Genomic DNA, 19,262 nt, shown 5'->3' on the forward strand with positions numbered 1-19,262 from the left:
AAAGAAAGGAGCCTTTGATATGGATCAGATCCACGACCTGAGAAGCTTCATGGCCGCCCTGGAAGCACGCGGCCTCCTGTTCACCGCCAAAAAAGAGGTGGATTGGGACCACGAGATCGGTTCGCTCATCGCCACGCTGGAGCCCAGCGGCCGGGCCGGCTGGTTCCCCCAGGTGAAGGGCAAGCCCTTCGGCGTCTGCGGCAATATGCTGGGGTCCATGGACTCCATCGCCGTGGCTCTGGGCTGTGAGAAGAGCGAGATCACTGACTTCCTGGCCGACCGGCTGGAGCATCCCATCCAGCCCCGTCTGGTCCGCCGGGAGGAGGCCCCCTGTCAGGAGAACGTCCTGCTGGGCGACGACGTGGATCTGGCCAAGCTCCCTGTGCCCATCCACGCCCCCAAGGACGGCGGCCCCATCATCACCGGCGGCGTGATCGTCTCCAAGGAGCTGGACGGCCCCAAGCAGAACCTGTCCTTCCAGCGGATGCATGTGAAGGGCAAAAACAAGCTGAGCATCATGATCAACGAGTGGCGGCACCTGAAGGAATTCTATGACGCCGCCGAGGCACAGGGCAAGGCCCTGCCCATCGCCGTGGCCATCGGCGCCGACCCCGTGGTCTATGTGGGCGGCGGCCTGCGCTACGACGGGGACGAGATGGAGATCGCCGGCGCGATCCGGGGCCGTCCCATGGACGTGGTCAAGTGCGTCACCAACGACATCCACGTCCCCGCTGAGGCCGAGTTCATCATCGAGGGCGAGATCCTCCCGGGCCAGCGGGAGCTGGAGGGTCCCCTGGGCGAGTTCACCGGTCACTACTCCGCCCCCTGGAACAGCCCTGTGATTCATGTGACCGCCATCACCCACCGGAACGGCGCGATCTATCAGACCATCAACGGCGCTTCCTTCGAGCATATCAATCTGGGCAATGTCCTGCCCCGGGAGCCTCTGCTGAAGAAGTTCACCACCTATGTGAGCACGGGCGTCATCAACGTCCACATCCCGCCCTACGGCTCCGGCTTCCTGGCTCTGGTCCGCATCCGCAAGAAAAACCCCGGTGAGCCCAAGAACGTGGCGCTGGCCGCCATGATGACCTATGTGAACATCAAGAACGTGATCGTGGTGGACGAGGACGTGGACATCTACGACCCCGCCGACGTCATGTGGGCCCTGTCCAACCGGGTGGTGCCCGAAAAGGACATCTTCTATGTGCCCAACGCCCAGGGCCATGAGCTGGATCCCTGCTCCGACGAGCGGGGCGTCCAGACCAAGATGGGCATCGACGCCACCCTCAGCGACGAGAGCCGCTGTCTGGAGCGCGTCCGCTATCCCAAGGTGGATCTGAACGACTATCAGTGACGGAGCCGTTGCCCGCTCCGCCGTCCGCGTGATATACTGGGCAGGAACGAATGAAGGGGAGGGATGACACCATGGGCGGCCGCTATATCATCGGCATCACAGGAGCCAGCGGCTCTCTGTACGGAGAGAAGGTCATCCGGCGGCTCCTGACCGCCGGATGCGAGGTCCACGTCTGCATCACCCAGGCCGGCCAGCTCGTCACCCGGGAGGAGCTGCCCTGGTCCTGGCCCGATGGGGCCGCGCCGGAGGCGATCCAGGCCGCCCTGCGGGACTGGTTCGGCTGTGGGGGAGAGCTGGTGTTCCACGACATCCACGCTGTGGGTGCCTCCATCGCCAGCGGCTCCTTCCGCACCGACGGCATGGCGGTGGTGCCCTGCTCCATGGGCACCCTGTCCGCCATCGCCCACGGCGCCTCCCACAACCTGCTGGAACGGGCCGCCGACGTGGTGCTCAAGGAGCGCCGCCGTCTGGTCCTGGCCGTGCGGGAGACCCCGCTGAGCACGATCCATCTGCAAAACATGCTCGCCCTCTCCCAGTGCGGGGCCACGATCATGCCCGCCTGCCCCTCGTTCTATCATGCGCCCGACTCTCTGGACGAGCTGGCGGACTTTTTCGCCGCCCGGCTCCTGGATCAGTTCGGCCTCTCCGGCGATGACGTCCGCCGCTGGACCGGTATGTGACTCCGGCCCGATCACGTCTCCGGGAAGGATGTGGATCCTGTGTCTGAAAAACTGGTGTTCCTCTCTACCGAATACGTCAAGCCCCATCTGGAGCGTGTCCTGCCCCGGCTTGGGCTGGACGCGTCGTTCCAGGTGCTGGCCTATCGCCCCTTCGAGGATATCTTCGCCTTCTTCCGGCAGGTGCCTCCGGACGCCGCCGGCATCATTACCAGCGGCAGCCGGTTCAGCTCCGCCTTCCAGGCCGTCTATCCGGACGATCCCCGAATCGTGCTCCCCATGGGCATCAATGACGCGGAGGTCCACCGGCTCTTCTGGCGGCTCAAGCGGGACCGGCCGGACCTGGACTTCCAGCGGGTCTACGCCGATTTTTTGGACGAGCTCCATCTGGACATCCCCAGCTTCCTCACCGTGGACCACGGCATCCCTCTGTCCGTCAGCATGAACGCGGTGGGGGAGAGCGGTCCGGAGGATTTCCTCCGGGGCGAACAGGAGCAGTTTCGAAAGCTCCTGTCCGTATGGGAGACCGGCCAGTTCCAGGTGATCATCACCCGGTACAGCGGCCTGATCCCCATGCTTCGGGAGCGGGGCGTCACCGTCTACTACCCCTTCAACAGCGTAGATGGGATCCGCTCTGCCTGCACCCATGTCCTGCGGGAGATCGAGATGCGGCGGCTCCAAGACTTCCAGGCCGCCGAGATCCATGTGAACCTGTGGACTCAGGACCCCGCCTATACGGCGGAGACCCTCTATGAACAGAAGCTCCTCCAGCTCCAGCAGACCCTGATGGACTACTTCGGGGGCCAGGCGAAAGACCTGCTCTTCCGCCGCAGTCACTTCGGCATCGATATCCTCACCGACCGCAAGACAGTGGCCCTCTGCACCCGTAACTACACCTGCTGTGAGATCAGCGCCTTCCTGAACGCCCGGCTCAGTTTCCAGATCTTCGTGGGCTATGGGGTCGGGAAAGGGGTCTATCAGGCCCGGCTCAACGCCATCAGCGCCACCCGTGAGTCGGAGGTCTCCGGCGGGAGCTTCCTGATCAACGAGAACGATCAGCTCATCGAGCTGTGGCAGGCCCCTCCGCCTGATGTCAACCTCCGCTGGAGGAAGGCCTCCCACTCCGTCTATGCCTATGTGCCCAGCCACACCGGGATCTCTCAGAGCACGATCGACCGGGTGTTCGCCGCCCTGCGGGCCGCTCCCAGTCAACGGATCACCTCTCAGGAGCTGTCTCAGGCCCTGTCCACCACCCGGCGGAGCGCCAACTACGCCCTGCGCTCCATGACGCAGGCCGGCCTGCTCCAGATCGTCAGCGAACGGAAGCCCGCCGGCCGGGGCCGCCCCGAGGCTGTCTACGGCCGGGGCCGCCCCGAGGCTGTCTACGGCCGGGCCCCCAAGACAGAGTAGCCTTTTTCCACCCCGGACCGGGCCTATCCCAAACAAGTCGAATGCCCCGGCGGAGCAGTGCTCCGCCGGGGCATTCCTGTATCATCCTTCTATGCTCATACGTTTGGATCCGCTCAGTCCTCGAACCGGAGCAGTCCCGTCAAATAACGGCGGACCAGATCGAAGGCGTTGTGGGCCGCCATGGTGCGCACCCGCTCCCGGCCGTTCCCGGCGTGGAGGGTCCGTACCACGGTGCCCTCCGGGGCAGCGATGGCCACATAGACCAGTCCCACCACGTTCCCCCGGTCGTCCGGATCCGGCCCGGCCACGCCGGTGGTGGAGACGGCGATGTCGCTCCCCAGTACCCGGCGGGCACCCTCGGCCATGGCCCGGGCCACTGGCTCGGACACGGCGCCGTACTGCTCCAGCAGGTCCGCCGGCACCCCCAGGACGCCGTGCTTCACCTCGTTGGTATAGCTCACCACGCCGCCCTTGAACACGGCGGAGGCGCCCGGCAGATCTGTGACGCGCTTGGCGATCAGGCCACCGGTGCAGGACTCGGCGCTGCCCAGGGTGACGCCCTTCTCCTTCAGGAGCGCAAGCGCGGCCTCCTCCAGAGAGCCCACGTCGGCCCCGTAGATCTTATGTCCGAACAGGGCCCGCAGGTCGGCCTCCACCGGAGCGATCTTGGCCCGGGCCTCGGCCTCCGTGGGGGCCTTGGCGGTGATGCGCAGCTCGCACTCGCCCTCCTTGGCATAGGGGGCCAGCGTGGGGTCCCGCATGGCGTTCATCTTGTCCCGCAGGAGGGCCTCCATCCCGGACTCGCCGATGCCGAAGAGCTTCAGCGTCCGGGAGACGATCACGCCGTCGGCCAGTCCCTCCAGATAGGGCTTGGCCCGGTACTGGAACATGGCCCGGCACTCCCGGGGCGGGCCGGGGAGCATGATGACCCGGACCCCGTCCTCTCCCTGGAAGGCACAGCCGGGGGCGGTGCCCCAGTCGTTCTGGAACACCTCGGCCCCCTCGGGCAGATAGAACTGCTGGGCGTTGTTGGTGGTCATCTCCCGGCCGATCTTTTGGAAGAAGGCCCGGCAGCGCTCCTCCGCCTCGGCGTTGTAGACCAGCTTCTTCCCGAAACACCCGGCCAGCACGTTCTTGGTCAGGTCGTCGCAGGTAGGACCGAGTCCGCCGGTGGTCACGATCAGGTCGGCCCGGCTCCGGGCCAGCTCCACGGCGGCCCGGAGCCGCTCCGGATTGTCGCCCACCACCGTGTGGTAGTACACGTCGATCCCCAGCGCGGCCAGGCCCTGAGAGAGCATCTGCGCGTCGGTATTGGCGATGCTCCCCAGCAGGAGCTCGGTGCCCACGGCGATCAGTTCAGCGGTATGGGACATGAAAACGACACTTCCTTCCTGGATCGGTACGATGAGATGATAGGATGGGATCAGAGATCGGCGGTCACTTTGATCCGCTCGATGCCCTCCACGGCGGCCTGGACCATGGCGTCGATGTCCAGCGCCTGTTCGGCGGCCTCCACCTCGCCGGGCAGGGGGCGCAGGCGGGGATGGCGGGGCGTGAACACGGTACAGCAGTCCTCATAGGGCAGGATGGAGGTGTCGTAGGTGTCGATCTTCCGGGCGATGGTGACGATCTCCTCCTTGTCCATGCCTACCACGGGCCGGAGGATGGGGAGGGAGCAGACAGACCCGGTGGCCTTCATGGCCTCCATGGTCTGGCTGGCCACCTGGCCCAGGCACTCGCCGGTGACGATGGCGCCAGCCTTGGTGCGCTCGGCCACCTTCTCGGCGATCCGCATCATGAAGCGGCGCATGATGATGGTGAAGAGCTCCTCGGGGCATTTCCGGCGCAGTTCCTCCTGGATGGCGGTGAAGGGCACCACATGGACCATGAGCCGTCCACACCAGGGGGTGAGCTTCTTAGCCAGGTCCAGCACCTTCTGCTTGGCCTCCTCAGAGGTATAGGGGTAGGAGAAGAAGTGGACCATCTCCAGCGCGATGCCCCGCTTGGCGATCATCCAGGAGGCCACAGGAGAGTCGATGCCGCCGGAGAGGAGGCTCACCGCCCGGCCGTTGATGCCCACGGGCAGGCCGCCGGCGCCGGGCTCCGGGTCCGCGTGGACATAGGCGGCGTAGTCCCGGACCTCCAGATGGACGGTCAGCTCGGGGTGATGCACGTCCACCTTCAAGTTGGGGTAGAGCTCGTCCAGCTCGCCGCCCACATACTGGGAGAGCTGGATGGAGGTCATGGGGAAGGACTTGTCCGCCCGCTTGGATTCCACCTTGAAGGTCTTGGCGGCGGAGAGCTTGTCCCCCAGATACTCCTGGGCGGTCCTGAGCATGGCGTCCTTGTCCTTGGCGCAGGCCCGGGCCCGGGAGAGGCCCACCACGCCGAAGAGGTATTTCAGCGCCTCATAGGCCCCGTCCAGATCGCAGGTCTCCTCCTGCGGCTCCACGTAGAGGGTGGACTGCTTGGTGTAGACCCGGAACTTGCCATAGGGGCGCAGACGGCGCAGGGCGTTGCCCATGAGCTTGTCCTCGAAGCTGCGGCGGTTGAGGCCCTTGAGCACGATCTCGCCCAGCTTGAGCAGAATGATCTCTTCCATGTATGTGACTCCTTTTCGTTCGTTGCTGATCCCGGATATTATACCATATCCCATGGGGGAGTGGGGAGTTTTTTGCGGATGGGGGACGTGGACAGTCCATTCCGCGCAAAAGGGCGTTTTGAGGATCCCGATGATCCCCAAACGCCCCTTCGACTCTATCCGATCCACATTTTTCCGCGGTGATATGATGCCATCCTCAGATACGCATCGGGCACAAAAGGACCTGTCCTTGGAACGAGCGCCGTCCGGTCTCAGCGGAGCCCGCTCAGGACGCCTCCTCCAGCGTTTCGCGGATGTAGTCGGGGACCGCCTCCCGCTCCAGCTCCAGGGCCACGCTCAGCTCGCCGTAGAGCTGTTCCTCCGCCAGATGGAGGTAGCGTTCATCCAGCTTGCCCGGACGGCGGCCCCGCTCGATGGCCTCCTGACTGCGCAGACGGATCGTTTTGATCAGCCGCAGGAGCTCTACGCAGTCGGAGGTATGGTAGGCCTCCTGATAATACCGGGACAGGGCGGGCAGACTGCGGATCTCGATGGTCTCGGTCTCGATGCTGGGGATGCTCCGCACCAGAGCCTCCGCCTCCTCCCGGGTCAGCACCGGGCGGAGGGCCACCTTGGTGTCCACCGGGGCGATGATCGTCTCCTTCGTGTAGATGGGCTCCAGCGTATAATAGAGACGGCCGTCCTTGTCTCCCGGTCTGGGGGCGACATCGCGCACCCGGCAGACGCCGTTCCGGCCATATACGATCAGACTACCAACTGGATACATGGGACAGGCCTCCTCATTCACGATATAGTACGATGTCCTTCGTCGTTCGACTCCTCTATTATAGCAGGATCCGCCCCGTTTCGCCTGCGTTATCTTGCACAAAAAGCATAAAAGTCCATCTTTTCCCCCTGTTTTCTTCCGGATATTGGGACTCAGTCCAGATAGTGCCCCACGGAGTAGGAGTTGTATTCCTTCTTCAGCTCCACCAGGATGGAGCCATCGGGCTGGACGGTCTCCGCCAGGATCTTGTGCCGGGTATGGTGGCGGTCCAGAGCCTGCTTGTAATGCTCCACCTCCCGTCGGACCTGCGCCGCGGCCGCGGCAGAGTCCAGATCCTCCTTCTGGGTGAACCGCACGGTCTGATAGAGACAGGCGGCCTTGATCCGTTTCATATTCGTCTCCTCCATTTCGTTTTGATAACCTCATTTTATCATTCAAAAACGCGAATTTCAAACGTAAAAAGTGTTCGATACAGCGCTTTCGTCTTTTCGGACGAAGCAGAGCGGCCCCCGTTTTGTGCAGATCGCCCACATATAGGAAACGCCCCCGGTCCTCATCCGAGGGCCGGGGGCGTGATATCATACCGCGTGGATCAATAGCCGAACCCGAAGAAGGGCCAGCCGGAATAGCCGTTCCCGCCGCTGCTCTGCTGTTGCTGCTGGGAGGCCTGCTTCTTCTGCTCGCTCAGGGTGGTCTGGAGATCGCTCAGGGCATTCTGGCGGGTCTGGTTGTCCTCGTCCAGCGTGACGGAGACATCCTTCTTCTCGCCGTCCCGGTAGATCGTCAGGGTGACGGTGTCGCCGGCCTTCTTCTGCCGGACCGCATCCTTCAGCGCTGTGGTGGAGTCCACATCGGTGCCGTCGATGGCGCAGATGATGTCGCCCTGCTGGATGCCGGCCTTGTCGGCACAGGAGCCGCTGAGGACGGCCTCCACGGAGGCGCCGGCGGGCACGCCGTACTGGGTGGCGTAGCTGGGCACGTCGCTGAGCAGGACGCCCACATTGGGCTTGCCGGTGACGTAGCCATGCTCGATGATGTCGGTGATCATGCTCTTCACGTCATTGATGGGGATGGCGAAGCCAAGGCCCTCGATCGTGGCGGCGGAAGAGGAGCTGCCGCTGTTGGAGGCTTTGGCGGAGGTGATGCCGATCACCTCGCCATAGGCATTGAACAGGGGGCCGCCGGAGTTGCCGGAGTTGATGGCGGCGTTGGTCTGGATCATATTGATGGTCTGGCCCTCACTGGTGGTGACGGAGCGGTCTTTGGCGGAGACCAGACCGTCGGTCAGGGACCAGGTCAGCTCGCCCAGGGGGTTGCCGATCGTATAGACGGGCTCGCCCACCACCAGAGAGTCGGAGTCGCCCAGAGTCAGGGCATGGAGGCCGGTGGCCTCGATCTTCAACACGGCGATGTCGTTCTCAGCCTCGCCGCCCACCAGCTTGGCGTCATAGCTCTGGCCGTTGTGGAAGGCCACCTTGATGGAGGTGGCGTCCTTGATCACATGATAATTGGTGACGATGTAGCCATCGGAGGAGATCACGAAGCCGGAACCGGCGGCGGCGCCCTGGACCACATAGCCGTACACATTGGTGTTGACCTGAGTGGTGATGCCCACGCAGGCGTCCACGTTGGCGGCGTAGAGCTGAGCGGCCGTCATGGCCTGACCGGACTTCACGGAGGTGGTGTCCACGTTGACGGACCGGCTCTCGCCCTCATAGAGGACGGTGTCGCCGCGGTCCTGGGAGACATACCAGGCAGTGCCTCCGCCCACGGCTCCGCCGATCAGGGCACAGCACAGGCCCAGAGCCACCAGCCTGCCCGCCATACCGCCGCGCCTCTTCATGGGCGGCTTACGGCCGGACGTCCTGTTCTCCCACGGGTCGCCGTGGACCTGGAAGTCATCGGTCTCTATCACACGATCCCCCCGGCGCGGATCATTGGGATCGAAATTTTCATCATTGCGGTCGAACATAAGTCGTTCGCTCCTTTCCTGTACCTTCTCTGGAACTGCATTTAGGATACCCCCGAAATATGTCCAGAACATGAAGAGACTTTACACATTTTTTGAATTCCCATCCGGCCGGGGGCGGTGCTTCAGGAAGGCGGACAGGTCGGCGGCGGCCAGCCGCAGGTCCTCCAGCGTCGGCTCGAAGATGCCCAGACGGCCGATGTTCCAGACCACCATGCACACCACCGGCCCCAGGATCATGCCCGCCACGCCGGCCACACGCATCCCGATATAGATGCTGATCAGGGACACCGCCGGGGGCAGCCCGGTCTGGTCGCCCACCACCTTGGGTTCCCACACCCGCCGGTAGAGGGCGATCAGCCCCCAGATCACCATCAGCTCGATGGCCCGGCGCAGATCGCCCAGGCACAGGTCCACCACGGCCCATGGGACCATGACGGTGCCCGCGCCGATGATGGGGATGAAATCCATCACCGCCAGCAGGAAGGCCAGCAGGAGGGTGTATGGCTGGCCGATGACGGTGAAGCCTACGGCCAGGATGAAGAACACCCCCACCGACAGGATGAATTCCGCCTTCACATAGCCGCCGAAGGCGGACACAGCGGCGGCGCGGACCTCCCGCAGGAAGCGGCGGGGACGCCCGCGGAACAACTGGGCCACCCCAGCTCGGATGCTGGGATAGTCAGCGGTGAGATAATAGGTGCCCATCAGGAACATGACCGTGGCCACGGCAAAGGCGGGCACGCCCTTGGCCGTCCGGGTGGCCCAGGCGGCGGCCCGGCCCAGAGTGTCGGTCCCGGCGGACTGGAGCCAGTCCAGCAGGGCGTCCCAGTACTCCAGTCCCACGGTCCGCACCTCAGCTGGGATCAGGGACAGGGCGCGGGAGAGGGCCTTGTCCAGATCCGTCAGGCCGGTCTGGATCCCAGTCCAGATGTCGGTCCAGTTCTCATAGAGGGACACGACCTCGTCGGTGACGTTCCACACGAAGGCGGTGAGGAGGCCCCCCAGCCCGGCCAGGATCAGCAGGATCAGCACCAGAGAGATGAGCTTCCGGGGCAGACCCAGGCGCTTCTGGAGCCCCCGGACCAGGGGGTCCAGGAGCCAGGCGGCAGCGAAGGCCAGCACGAAGGGCATGAAAAGGGACAGCAGGGGCGGCCCCGCCAGCACCAGCCCCGCCAGCACCAGGACCGTCAGGACCAGCCGGATGCCCAGCCGCATCCAAAGCCGTCCCCGCTCCCGCCAGGAAAGCTCCTGTTCTTCCATAAAAAGACCTCCCGCAATGGTATATACCGGAAGTATACCACGACAGGAGGCCGAAAAAAGCGACCGATCTGTAAATTTTTTGTGGAAAGAGGGCTCACCACCCCTTGCGCAGGACCTTGACGGGCAGATAGCCCTTCCGGTAGTAGGAGCGGGCGTGGCAGACGATCTTCAGATCCTTGGAATAGACGATGTCGTCGATGACCAGGAAGAGCTCCTCCGGTCCCACCTGGAACAGCTCCTGGAGCTGGGCGTCGGCGTGGGTCACGTCGAAGGTGGCCATGCTGTACGCCACCGGTACCCGGCAGGATCTCTTCAGGAAGGAGAAGCAGCTCTCTTTCTCCAGCCGCGGGAACAGCTCTTCCTTCCCCTCGGCCAGCTCGCCCAGGATGTGGTCGATGGTGAGGACCACCGGCACGTCGTCGGCATAGAAGCGCTTGGAGACCTCCAGATAGGACTGGCACTCCGCCCCCATCAGAGGGTCGTTCTTCTGGACCATGCCCACGGAGGTCATGTCCGTGCGGGGGGTCCGGCCCATCTGGCGGATCATGCTGAAGAGGCCGGGGTCCGTGTCCAGGCGGCAGGTCTCCCGGGCCACCTTGGGATTGCCCAGCGTGCCCTTGCTCCGCTGGCGGGTCACCAGGCCCATCTCCTCCAGCGAGGCCAGCACGTCCCGGAGGGCGTTGCGGCTCACGCCCATCATCTGAGCGAGTTGGTCCTCGCTGGGCAGCTTGAAGGGCTCGTCGCTCTCCTGACTGCGGATCAGCTCGATGAGGGCGGCTTTGGTCTTGGCGGACAGCTCGGAGTTGTCTACCGGTTCGATATGGATGGAGTTTCGCATCGATCTTCGTGTCCTTTGCTTTGATGAGATAGTGGGATGGATAAGGATCGTCCGCCGCTCAGCAGCCGATCAGCGCCTGGAGCACCGCGGACAGGGTCTCCTCCAGAGAGCCCTTGTCCCCGTCCACCACGATGTCGGCATACTTCTCATAGAGGGGGGCCCGGTACTCGTAGATGTCCCGCAGGGTCTCGCCGGGCTTGAACGCGATGCCCCGGCTGCCCATGTTCTGGATCCGCTGCTCCAAGGCCTCGCAGGGCACCTTCAGATAGACCACCTTGCCCAGCGCCCGCAGATGCTCGATGCCCCGGGCGCGGCAGATGACGCTCCCGCCGGGGGCGATGACGGTGCGGTCGCAGTCCACCGAGCAGATCACATCGGCCTCGATGTCCAGGAACTCGTCGTTGGTGTGGCTGTCCACCACCTCCTGGAGCAGCGCGCCCTCCCGGGTCTGGATGACCAGGTCCGTGTCGATGAAGCCGAAGCCCAGGGTCTTGGCCAGCAAGACGCCCACCGTGCTCTTGCCGGAGCCGGGCATCCCGATCAAAGTGATGTTTTTCATGGATCAGTTCTCCTTTGTCGCGAGATGAGAGGATATGCGTCTGGGGGACGGTACCGGGTCAGAATGCCCGGTCCTCCTCATTTTCCAGGAAATAGGTCGCCTCCATATCGGCCACGCTGAGGGCGAAGGCCAGCGGATACTGCTGGAGGGCCTGCCCCACCATCCGGGGGTCCTCCGAGCCGGAGAAGCCCATATGCCAGCGGATGGCCATGGCCTCCTCCCGGGTCAGGCGCATGAACCCGCTGAGGATGTACACGCTCTTCTCTCCGTGGCCGTAGGGCAGGCCGTCCTCATAGAAGAAGGTGGGCACCGTCTGCCATTTCCCGTCCGGGCCTTTCACATTGCGGGTGCCGGGCTTGTAGCAGCCGATCTTGCACACATCGTGGAGGAGGGCGGAGATGGCGATGCTCTCCTCACTGTACTCCAGACCGTAGAGCTCCTTCACCCGCTCCCGCTCCAGATAGGCCTGGAGACAGTGGTACACGTTGACGCTGTGGTCACACAGACCGCCGGCATAGGCGCCATGGAACTTAGCCGAGGCGGGGCTGGTGAAAAAGTCGCTCTTGTTCTGCAAATAGTCCAGCAGGGCCCCGCTGCCCTCCCGGCGGATGTTGGTGGTGAACAGCTCGATGAATTCCTCCCGGGCGCTCATGGGCGTCTCCTCCTTGTATGAGCATGAGCGGACGCTCCCGCGCCGCGCTGTCGTGATCGTGTTATTATAGCATGATCGGCAGGGACTTGACAAATGGGTCTATGAGCGATCATGATAACATCCGTACATACTTCCAATGAACGCAAAGGAGCGGATGATATGGGACAGATCGGGACCCGGCTGACCGGGGGCATATTGACGGCGGCCCTGCTGATGGGGCTGGGCGTGGGGGCCTCCGCGGCGTCTTTCGCGGACGTGGCCCAGGACCACTGGGCGGCCGCGGGCATCCAGCGCATGACGGAGCGGGGCCTGTTCCGAGGCACCGGGGCGGAGATCTTCTCCCCTCAGGCCCCCATGAGCCGGGCTATGCTGGTGTCGGTGCTCTACCGCTATGCCGGATCTCCCGCCGTGACTGGCTCCGCCGCCGCGGTGACGCCCTTCCAGGACGTGCCCGCCGGGAGCTGGTATGAGGACGCGGTGGTCTGGGCCTGTCAGGAGGACCTGATGCCGGAGTGGTTCCTCTACAGGAACGAGGAGGAATCCGGAGCGGAGCGGACCCGGTTCGAGCCGGAGCGCCCCATGCTCCGGATGGACCTTTTGGAGATGCTCCACAGCTTCTCGGTGGAGTTCGAGGGCGACACCTACTTCGACCGCTCCTATTTCCAGTATGTCGGGACCGGGACCCTCTTCCCGGACCTGGAGGAGGACGCCCTCCATCAGGCGATCGCGGCGGCCTATCCCGACTATCAGGCGGGGGAGAACGACAGCCTTGGCATCGACGATATCGTACTGTGCTGGGCCTATCCCCAGGGGATCCTGGCCGGCCGGGGCGACGGCCGCATGGATCTGACCGGCACGGTCAGCCGGGCCGAGGCGGCCGCCATCCTGGACCGGTATGACCGGCTGCCCCATTCTGGGGAGAGCGAGGAGTGACGTATCCCGCTCCTTGTCCCCCGTCCTCCGGCGTGATACAATAGGGAGGACTCATCCGAACGCAAAAGGGAGGCTCCTTTCTATGCTCTATGCCCTGCTCACCGTCCTGCTGGTGGCGCTGGATCAGACCGTGAAGTACCTGGTCCGGGCCCACATCCCGCTGGGAGGCTCCGTGCCCTTCCTGCCCCATGTGATGGACTTCACCTACGTCCAGAACACCGGCGCCGCCTTCTCCATCTTCGCCCAGCACACCTGGCTGCTGACGCTCCTGTCCCTGGCCGTGTCCGTCCTGCTGATCCTGGCGCTGGTCCGGGGCTGGGTGACCCGGACCAGGCCGGGCCGTCTCTGTCTGACACTGGTGCTGGCCGGGGCCGTCGGCAATCTGATCGACCGGGCCCTCTTCGGCTTCGTCACCGATATGTTCGAGACCCTGTTCATCCACTTCGCCGTGTTCAATGTGGCGGACATCTGCGTGGTGGTGGGCGGCATCGGCTTCTGCGCCTACTACCTGTTCCTCTACGACAAGCTGGAGGGGAAGGAGGCGCCCCGATGACCCCGCTGGAGCTGACCGCCGATCAGGACGGGGAGCGGATCGACCGTTTCCTCGCCCGCTCGGTGCCGGAGCTGACCCGGTCCGCCGCCCAGCGCCTGCTGGAGGAGGGGGCCGTCACCCGGTCCGGCCGCCCGGCGCGGAAGAACGATAAGACTGCCCTGGGGGACGTGTTCTCCGTGCTCCTCCCGGACCCGGAGCCGGTGGACATCGTGCCTCAGGACATCCCCCTCCATGTGGTGTATGAGGACGAGGACGTGATCGTGGTGGACAAGCCGGTGGGCCTGGTGGTCCACCCCGCCGCCGGGCACCCGGACGGCACGCTGGTCAACGCCCTGCTCTACCACTGCGGGGACTCCCTCTCCGGCATCAATGGGGAGCGCCGCCCCGGCATCGTCCACCGGATCGACCGGGACACCTCCGGCCTGCTGATCGTGGCCAAGAACGACTTCGCCCATCTGGCGCTGGCGGAACAGCTCCAGGACCACTCCCTTTACCGGGAGTACGAGGCGGTCTGCGTGGGCGATCTGAAGGAGGAGTCCGGCACCGTGGACGCCCCCATCGCCCGCCACCGCGCCGACCGGAAGAGGATGGCCATCGATCCCGCCGGACGGCGGGCCGTCACCCATTGGACCGTTCTGGAGCATCTGAGCGGCTATGCCCACATCCAGTGCCGGCTGGAGACCGGCCGCACCCACCAGATCCGGGTCCACATGGCCTCCATCGGCCACCCGCTCCTGGGGGACACCGTGTACGGCCCCAAAAAGCCCTGGCCGGGACTGGCGGGGCAGTGCCTCCACGCCCGGCGGCTCACCTTCCGCCACCCCCGCTCCGGGGAGCTGGTGACGGTGGAATGCCCTCTGCCGGACTGGTTCCAGACGGTGCTGGACAAGCTCCGCCGCCGGACTTGACAGTCTGATCGGCACTGGTATAGAATGGTATCGATCATCCTGTGACAACGACAGAAGAGATAAGGCGGTGGCTCTTTTGGGCAGATTCGACGGCGTGCTCCTGGTCAGTGATTTCGACGATACGCTCTATGGCTCTGACTTTACCGTCTCGGCCGAGAACGTGGCGGCGCTCCTGGCCTTCCAGGCAGAGGGCGGCACCTTCACCGTCGCTACGGGCCGGGCCCGTCCGGCCTTCGCCCGCCACTGGGGCGAGGCCCCCATCAACGCCCCCGTGATCCTGTCCAACGGCTCCGCCCTGTACGACTTCCGCACTGGGGAGATGGTCTGCGAGACCTTCCTGCCGGAGCCGATCCTCACCGACCTGATGGAGCTGACCTTCGTGGTGCCGGAGCTGGGTCTGGAGGCCTACCACGAGGACGAGATCTATCTCCACAACCCCAACATCATCACCCGGAACCACCTGGCCAAGGTGGGGGCCGCCGGGGAGGAGAAGGCCATCCGGGACATCCCAACGCCCCTCTCCAAGGTGCTGATCGAGCACGACCGGCGGGCGGTGCTGGACCGGGCCAAGGCCTACATCCTGGACCGCTGGGGGGACCGCTATGAGGCGATCTTCTCCAATCAGGTCCTGCTGGAGCTGACCGCCAAGGGCAGCAGCAAGGGTGGCATGGTGCTGGAGCTGGCCCGCCGCCTGGGCATCGACCGGGACAAGATCTACTGCATCGGGGACAACGAGAACGACCTCCCCATGCTGGAGGTCTCGGCCGTCCCCTTCGCCCCGTCCAACTGTGCCCCGATCGTCCGGGACTGGGGCGCCCAGCTCGTGGGCTCCTGCGACGAGAGCTGTCTGGCCCAGGTGGTGGAGCGCCTGGGGGAGCGGTATCCGGAGAAGTGAATGACGAAGAGGAGAGCCGGACGGCATTTTGCCGCCCGGCTTCTTTTTTCGACCAAGTGGGCGGCGCGTCCTACGTTTCCTTTTTCCTCCAACAAAAGGCCGAAGATCGCCTATTTTCTCCATCCTATCTCATGCTTTGATGATTTACACCGCCGTCAGGAGGGTGTATCATTAGGGCAGGAATGACGAGGAAGCGCTTCCTCGTCCCATTTCACCGTGAAATGGGACGCAACTACCATTCTGTCATAGGAGGGACCTGTATGAAGAAACGACTTTTTAGCGTCCTCACAGCCCTGGCCCTGTGCCTGACCCTGCTGCCCATGGCGGCGCTGGCGGAGGAGGGCAATTCCTCTCCCACATACAGCGGCGGATCTGGTATGGAAGAGGATCCGTGGCTGATCTCTTCAAAAGAAGATCTCATCGCATTGGCTGCTTTTGTAAATTCTGGCGGCGCAGAAGAATTTGATACAACGGATTCCGGCGTTGGAAATTATCATGGCTACTATTTTGAGCAAACGCAGGATATCGATCTAACAGATATCGCTTGGGATCCTATCGGTTATTCAGGAAGTCATTATTTTGCGGGAAATTACAATGGTAATGGGCACATCATAAAAAATGTTACTTCTACCGGCAAACAGGATGAAGAAGGATATGCAACAGCCGGCATTTTCGGATGGGTCGCATTCGGTTCTGTCAGCAATCTGAATGTTAAAAATGCAGACTTCTCTGCAACAGGAGAAGGAAATTATAGTTATGTCGGCGGTATTGCAAGCGTGTGCTACGGCGCATCTATCACCAATTGTTCTGTAAAAGATTCCAAAATCGAAAGCAAGCGGGACAATAATAACAACTGTGCAGGAAGCATTGTGGGCTATTCTACTGGTGGCACTTTCGTAAAATGTGGAGCTGAACATGATCAGGTCAAAACGATGGCCTATGGCGGTGGTTTTGTCGGCGAGATAGATGATGACCCTGATTACAGTGCCGGCGATTCTACCTTTACAGACTGTATGGTCGCAAACTGCTCTGTAACGGCGGTAACTTCAGATGTTCAGGGACTCAGTTATGCTGGCGGCTTTGTCGGTGAAATGACAGACTCCACCTTGACTATCAAAAATTGTTATGTTTTCAATGTTGCACTCTCCACTGATGGAACCGCGGTACCGGGACTAAAAGCAACGGGCATTTTTGCCGGCAATCTCTGGGGTGGAAGTACGATCGCCGACACAAATTGCTTCTATGGCAAATGTACTTCTACGGAAAATGCAGGGACCGCAACCGAAAAAACAGAAGCCGAATTTGCTGACGGTACCGTCAAAGAGGCACTCGGTGATTCTTTCGTCCAAGGCCCCGGCTACCCGATCCTTGCTTCCTCTCCTGCTGACTACTCTGTCGTCGATGCCGCTATCGCTAAGGCAAACGCCTTGAACAAGTCTGATTATCAGGACTTTTCCACCGTAGAGGCGGCGATCTCTGCGGTCGTGCGCGGGAAGAATATCACGGAACAGGACAAGGTCGACGCCATGGCAAAGGCCATCGAGGACGCGATCGCCACTCTGGCGGAAAAGCCCTCCGAACCAATTCCTACTCCGACCCCCACGCCCGCCGTCCGTGATGACGACGATGATGACGACGATCCCAGCTACCCCGTCACGGTCCCCGGCGGGAGCTCCGTGGCCAACGGCTCCATCCAGGTCACGCCCCGGAACGCCGAGAAGGGCAGCAGGGTGACGATCACGGTCGCCCCGGACCCCGGCTATGTGCTGGGCTCCCTGTCCGTCACCGACTACAAGGGCAATGCGCTGACGCTCACCGACGCGGGCGACGGCAAGTACACCTTCCTCATGCCCGGCTCCGCCGTCAAGACCAGCGTGTCCTTCGTCCCGGAGGCCGTCACGCCCGCTCCCGGTCCGGATCAGGCGTTCCCCTTCGCCGACGTAAAGGCGGACGCCTACTACCGGGAGGCGGTCCGCTGGGCCGTGGACGAGGGCATCACCAGCGGCACCTCCGCCACCACCTTCGGACCGGACCTGCCCTGTGACCGGGGCCAGATCGTCACGTTCTTGTGGCGGGCGGCGGGCTCTCCCACGCCCACCGGGGCCCTGACCTTCACCGATGTGGCGGAGGGCTCCTACTGCGCCGACGCCGTCCGCTGGGCGGCGGAGAACGGGATCGCCAGCGGCACCTCCAAGGAGACGTTTAGCCCGGACCTGCCCTGTACCCGGGCCCAGATGGCGGCCTTCCTGTACCGGAGCCAGAAGAGCCCCGCCGTGTCCGGTGTCTCTTCCTTTACGGACGTGAGCGCCGGGGACTACTTCCACGACGCGGTCCTGTGGGCCGCCCAGAACGGCATCACCAGCGGGATCTCCGCCGCCGCCTACGGCCCCGACGCCCTCTGCACCCGGGCCCAGATGGTGATGTTCCTCTACCGCCTCATGGGCAAGTGAACAAAATATGCGCCGGGGGACGGCCTCATCACGGGGCCGTCCCCCGGCGTTCGTCTGTCTCTCATCCCTCCGCCCGGAGGGCCATCACCTCGTCCAGGATAAGGTGGGCGGTCTCAGCTTTGGAGAGGAGGGGGAGGGCGGTCTCCCGGCCGGCGGAGATCAGGGTCACCCGGTTGGTACTCCCGCCGAACCCGGCGCCCTCTTCTTTCAGATTGTTGGCCACGATCAGGTCCAAGTTCTTCTTGACCAGCTTCTTCCGGGAGTTCTCCACCATGTCCCGGGTCTCCATGGAGAAGCCGCAGAGGAACTGGCCCGGCCGCTTGTGGGCCCCCAGCCAGGCCAGGGTGTCCGGGGTACGCTCCAGCGTCAGGGTCAAGTCGCTGTCATCGGCGGACTTCTTGATCTTGTCCCCGGCCACCACGGCGGGGCGGTAGTCCGCCACGGCGGCGGGCTTCAAAATGATGTCCTGCTCCGCTGCGCGGCTGGTGACGGCCTCGAACAGGTCCTGAGCCGAGCGGATCGGCACGGTCTCCACATAGGCCGGGGCCTTCAGATGGGTGGGACCGGACACCAGCGTCACCTGCGCCCCCCGGGCGGCGGCGGCCCGGGCGATGGCATAACCCATGGTGCCGGTGGAGTGGTTGGTGAGGTAGCGCACCGGATCCAGGCTCTCCTGGGTGGGGCCCGCCGTGACCAGCACCCGGAGGCCCTCCATGTCCTTCTTATGGGACAGGGCGTGCAGGACGCTCTCCAGCAGGTCCTCGGGCTCGGGCAGCTTGCCGGGGCCCACCGCGCCGCAGGCCAGACGGCCGGAGGCGGGCTCCAGGATCTCCCACCCGTAGCGGCGGAGGGCGGCCAGGTTGTCCTGAGTCACCGGGTTGAGATACATCTTGGTGTTCATGGCCGGGGCCGCCAGCTTGGGGCAGTCGCAGGCCAGCACCGTGGTGGTGAGCATATCGTCGGCGATGCCGTGGGCCAGCTTGGCCAGCACGTTGGCCGTGGCTGGAGCGATCAGCACCAGATCCGCCTTGTCCGCCAGCGCGATGTGCTCCACCTGATAGGTGTGGTTCCGGTCGAAGGTGTCGGTGACGGTCCGGTTGCCCGTCAGGTGCTCGAAGGTCAGGGGCGTGATGAACTCCGTGGCATTCTTCGTCATGACGACCTGCACGTCGCAGTGCTGCTTCACCAGGGCGGAGGCCAGCGCCGCTGCCTTGTAGCAGGCGATCCCGCCGGTGACGCCCAGCAGTACGGTCTTTCCCTTCAGCATATGGATCCCTCGTTTCCTGCCCGAACGGGCATTTTTCCTGCTTAGTATACCAGATCTCCCCGCCGATGTAAACGCCGCTCAAACTAAACGGCCGCGTACGAATATGCTCCGTCCCCTTGCGTTCGCCAGACGCTTCCTTTATAATATCAGGCTGTATACGGAC

The 19,262-nt window shown here is 63.7% G+C and carries 18 protein-coding genes; 8 read left to right on the plus strand and 10 right to left on the minus strand.

All coding sequences use genetic code 11. The features are described from left to right. The first annotated feature begins 19 nt into the window (after nt 1-19). The 3 genes from KQI12_RS06630 to KQI12_RS06640 all read left to right on the plus strand — a co-directional run bounded on the left by KQI12_RS06630 (nt 20) and on the right by KQI12_RS06640 (nt 3,444). Nucleotides 20-1,357, plus strand: coding sequence for a UbiD family decarboxylase (locus tag KQI12_RS06630; RefSeq protein WP_216571894.1), 1,338 nt, complete (start codon nt 20-22; stop codon nt 1,355-1,357). Between the two features lie 71 nt (nt 1,358-1,428). Beyond that, on the plus strand, nt 1,429-2,037 hold the full coding sequence (locus KQI12_RS06635; RefSeq protein WP_216571896.1) for a UbiX family flavin prenyltransferase: 609 nt from the start codon (nt 1,429-1,431) through the stop codon (nt 2,035-2,037). A gap of 39 nt (nt 2,038-2,076) precedes the next feature. Then, nucleotides 2,077-3,444 carry a hypothetical protein gene (locus tag KQI12_RS06640; protein ID WP_216571898.1) on the plus strand — a complete coding sequence of 456 codons (1,368 nt, stop codon included), beginning with the start codon at nt 2,077-2,079 and terminating at the stop codon, nt 3,442-3,444. A 113-nt stretch (nt 3,445-3,557) separates the two neighbouring features. On the opposite strand, the gene KQI12_RS06645 is transcribed toward KQI12_RS06640, so the two are convergent. From KQI12_RS06645 to KQI12_RS06685, 9 genes are all read right to left on the minus strand, one after another. Continuing rightward, a complete protein-coding gene (locus tag KQI12_RS06645; RefSeq protein ID WP_216571900.1) occupies nt 3,558-4,817 on the minus strand; it encodes a competence/damage-inducible protein A in 1,260 nt (419 codons plus the stop codon). A gap of 50 nt (nt 4,818-4,867) precedes the next feature. Continuing rightward, nucleotides 4,868-6,046 (minus strand): tRNA uracil 4-sulfurtransferase ThiI, encoded by a 1,179-nt coding sequence (gene thiI / locus KQI12_RS06650; protein ID WP_216571902.1) that lies wholly within the window; start codon nt 6,044-6,046, stop codon nt 4,868-4,870. A gap of 265 nt (nt 6,047-6,311) precedes the next feature. Beyond that, nucleotides 6,312-6,812, minus strand: a complete 501-nt coding sequence (locus KQI12_RS06655) for a CarD family transcriptional regulator (protein ID WP_216571904.1) — start codon at nt 6,810-6,812, stop codon at nt 6,312-6,314. A gap of 152 nt (nt 6,813-6,964) precedes the next feature. Beyond that, nucleotides 6,965-7,204: a hypothetical protein gene (locus KQI12_RS06660; RefSeq protein WP_216571907.1), complete on the minus strand. Its 240-nt coding sequence runs from the start codon at nt 7,202-7,204 to the stop codon at nt 6,965-6,967. A gap of 200 nt (nt 7,205-7,404) precedes the next feature. Further along, the gene (locus tag KQI12_RS06665) at nt 7,405-8,784 is read right to left on the minus strand and encodes a S1C family serine protease (RefSeq protein ID WP_216571909.1); all 1,380 of its coding nucleotides are present in this window, start codon (nt 8,782-8,784) and stop codon (nt 7,405-7,407) included. Between the two features lie 81 nt (nt 8,785-8,865). After that, complete coding sequence (gene ytvI / locus KQI12_RS06670; protein ID WP_216571911.1) at nt 8,866-10,044, minus strand: sporulation integral membrane protein YtvI; 1,179 nt, start codon at nt 10,042-10,044, stop codon at nt 8,866-8,868. 94 nt (nt 10,045-10,138) lie between these two features. Continuing rightward, complete coding sequence (locus tag KQI12_RS06675; protein ID WP_216571913.1) at nt 10,139-10,882, minus strand: GntR family transcriptional regulator; 744 nt, start codon at nt 10,880-10,882, stop codon at nt 10,139-10,141. Between the two features lie 58 nt (nt 10,883-10,940). Continuing rightward, a complete protein-coding gene (locus KQI12_RS06680; protein ID WP_216571916.1) occupies nt 10,941-11,441 on the minus strand; it encodes a shikimate kinase in 501 nt (166 codons plus the stop codon). A 58-nt stretch (nt 11,442-11,499) separates the two neighbouring features. Beyond that, a complete protein-coding gene (locus KQI12_RS06685; protein ID WP_216571919.1) occupies nt 11,500-12,093 on the minus strand; it encodes an HD domain-containing protein in 594 nt (197 codons plus the stop codon). A 159-nt stretch (nt 12,094-12,252) separates the two neighbouring features. On the opposite strand from KQI12_RS06685, the gene KQI12_RS06690 reads away from it, so the two are divergent. The 5 genes from KQI12_RS06690 (at nt 12,253) to KQI12_RS06710 (ending at nt 17,832) form a co-directional block, all read left to right on the plus strand. Further along, nucleotides 12,253-13,026 carry an S-layer homology domain-containing protein gene (locus KQI12_RS06690; RefSeq protein ID WP_216571922.1) on the plus strand — a complete coding sequence of 258 codons (774 nt, stop codon included), beginning with the start codon at nt 12,253-12,255 and terminating at the stop codon, nt 13,024-13,026. Nucleotides 13,027-13,108: 82 nt separating this feature from the next. Then, nucleotides 13,109-13,579, plus strand: a complete 471-nt coding sequence (gene lspA / locus KQI12_RS06695; protein ID WP_216571924.1) for a signal peptidase II — start codon at nt 13,109-13,111, stop codon at nt 13,577-13,579. Then, nucleotides 13,576-14,487: an RluA family pseudouridine synthase gene (locus KQI12_RS06700; RefSeq protein ID WP_216571927.1), complete on the plus strand. Its 912-nt coding sequence runs from the start codon at nt 13,576-13,578 to the stop codon at nt 14,485-14,487. The genes lspA and KQI12_RS06700 overlap by 4 nt, the downstream gene beginning before the upstream one ends. A 76-nt stretch (nt 14,488-14,563) precedes the next feature. Continuing rightward, nucleotides 14,564-15,382 (plus strand): HAD-IIB family hydrolase, encoded by an 819-nt coding sequence (locus tag KQI12_RS06705; protein WP_253290877.1) that lies wholly within the window; start codon nt 14,564-14,566, stop codon nt 15,380-15,382. Between the two features lie 1,427 nt (nt 15,383-16,809). Further along, on the plus strand, nt 16,810-17,832 hold the full coding sequence (locus tag KQI12_RS06710; protein WP_216571933.1) for an S-layer homology domain-containing protein: 1,023 nt from the start codon (nt 16,810-16,812) through the stop codon (nt 17,830-17,832). Between the two features lie 61 nt (nt 17,833-17,893). Here the strand turns inward: KQI12_RS06710 and coaBC are convergent, their stop codons facing one another. After that, the gene (coaBC, locus tag KQI12_RS06715) at nt 17,894-19,099 is read right to left on the minus strand and encodes a bifunctional phosphopantothenoylcysteine decarboxylase/phosphopantothenate--cysteine ligase CoaBC (protein WP_216571936.1); all 1,206 of its coding nucleotides are present in this window, start codon (nt 19,097-19,099) and stop codon (nt 17,894-17,896) included. Nucleotides 19,100-19,262: the final 163 nt, after the last annotated feature.

Origin of the sequence: Pseudoflavonifractor sp. MSJ-37 (assembly GCF_018917965.1) — a bacterium.
GTDB lineage: Bacteria > Bacillota > Clostridia > Oscillospirales > Oscillospiraceae > Pseudoflavonifractor_A.

What these genes read in the sequence shown, in the direction of transcription:
- ytvI (WP_216571911.1), bottom strand. Translation starts at nt 10,044, where the DNA reads ATGGAAGAACAGGAGCTTTCCTGGCGGGAGCGGGGACGGCTTTGGATG.
- lspA (WP_216571924.1), top strand. Translation starts at nt 13,109, where the DNA reads ATGCTCTATGCCCTGCTCACCGTCCTGCTGGTGGCGCTGGATCAGACC.
- KQI12_RS06660 (WP_216571907.1), bottom strand. Translation starts at nt 7,204, where the DNA reads ATGAAACGGATCAAGGCCGCCTGTCTCTATCAGACCGTGCGGTTCACC.
- KQI12_RS06630 (WP_216571894.1), top strand. Translation starts at nt 20, where the DNA reads ATGGATCAGATCCACGACCTGAGAAGCTTCATGGCCGCCCTGGAAGCA.
- KQI12_RS06675 (WP_216571913.1), bottom strand. Translation starts at nt 10,882, where the DNA reads ATGCGAAACTCCATCCATATCGAACCGGTAGACAACTCCGAGCTGTCC.
- KQI12_RS06635 (WP_216571896.1), top strand. Translation starts at nt 1,429, where the DNA reads ATGGGCGGCCGCTATATCATCGGCATCACAGGAGCCAGCGGCTCTCTG.
- coaBC (WP_216571936.1), bottom strand. Translation starts at nt 19,099, where the DNA reads ATGCTGAAGGGAAAGACCGTACTGCTGGGCGTCACCGGCGGGATCGCC.
- thiI (WP_216571902.1), bottom strand. Translation starts at nt 6,046, where the DNA reads ATGGAAGAGATCATTCTGCTCAAGCTGGGCGAGATCGTGCTCAAGGGC.
- KQI12_RS06700 (WP_216571927.1), top strand. Translation starts at nt 13,576, where the DNA reads ATGACCCCGCTGGAGCTGACCGCCGATCAGGACGGGGAGCGGATCGAC.
- KQI12_RS06690 (WP_216571922.1), top strand. Translation starts at nt 12,253, where the DNA reads ATGGGACAGATCGGGACCCGGCTGACCGGGGGCATATTGACGGCGGCC.
- KQI12_RS06665 (WP_216571909.1), bottom strand. Translation starts at nt 8,784, where the DNA reads ATGTTCGACCGCAATGATGAAAATTTCGATCCCAATGATCCGCGCCGG.
- KQI12_RS06685 (WP_216571919.1), bottom strand. Translation starts at nt 12,093, where the DNA reads ATGAGCGCCCGGGAGGAATTCATCGAGCTGTTCACCACCAACATCCGC.
- KQI12_RS06645 (WP_216571900.1), bottom strand. Translation starts at nt 4,817, where the DNA reads ATGTCCCATACCGCTGAACTGATCGCCGTGGGCACCGAGCTCCTGCTG.
- KQI12_RS06680 (WP_216571916.1), bottom strand. Translation starts at nt 11,441, where the DNA reads ATGAAAAACATCACTTTGATCGGGATGCCCGGCTCCGGCAAGAGCACG.
- KQI12_RS06655 (WP_216571904.1), bottom strand. Translation starts at nt 6,812, where the DNA reads ATGTATCCAGTTGGTAGTCTGATCGTATATGGCCGGAACGGCGTCTGC.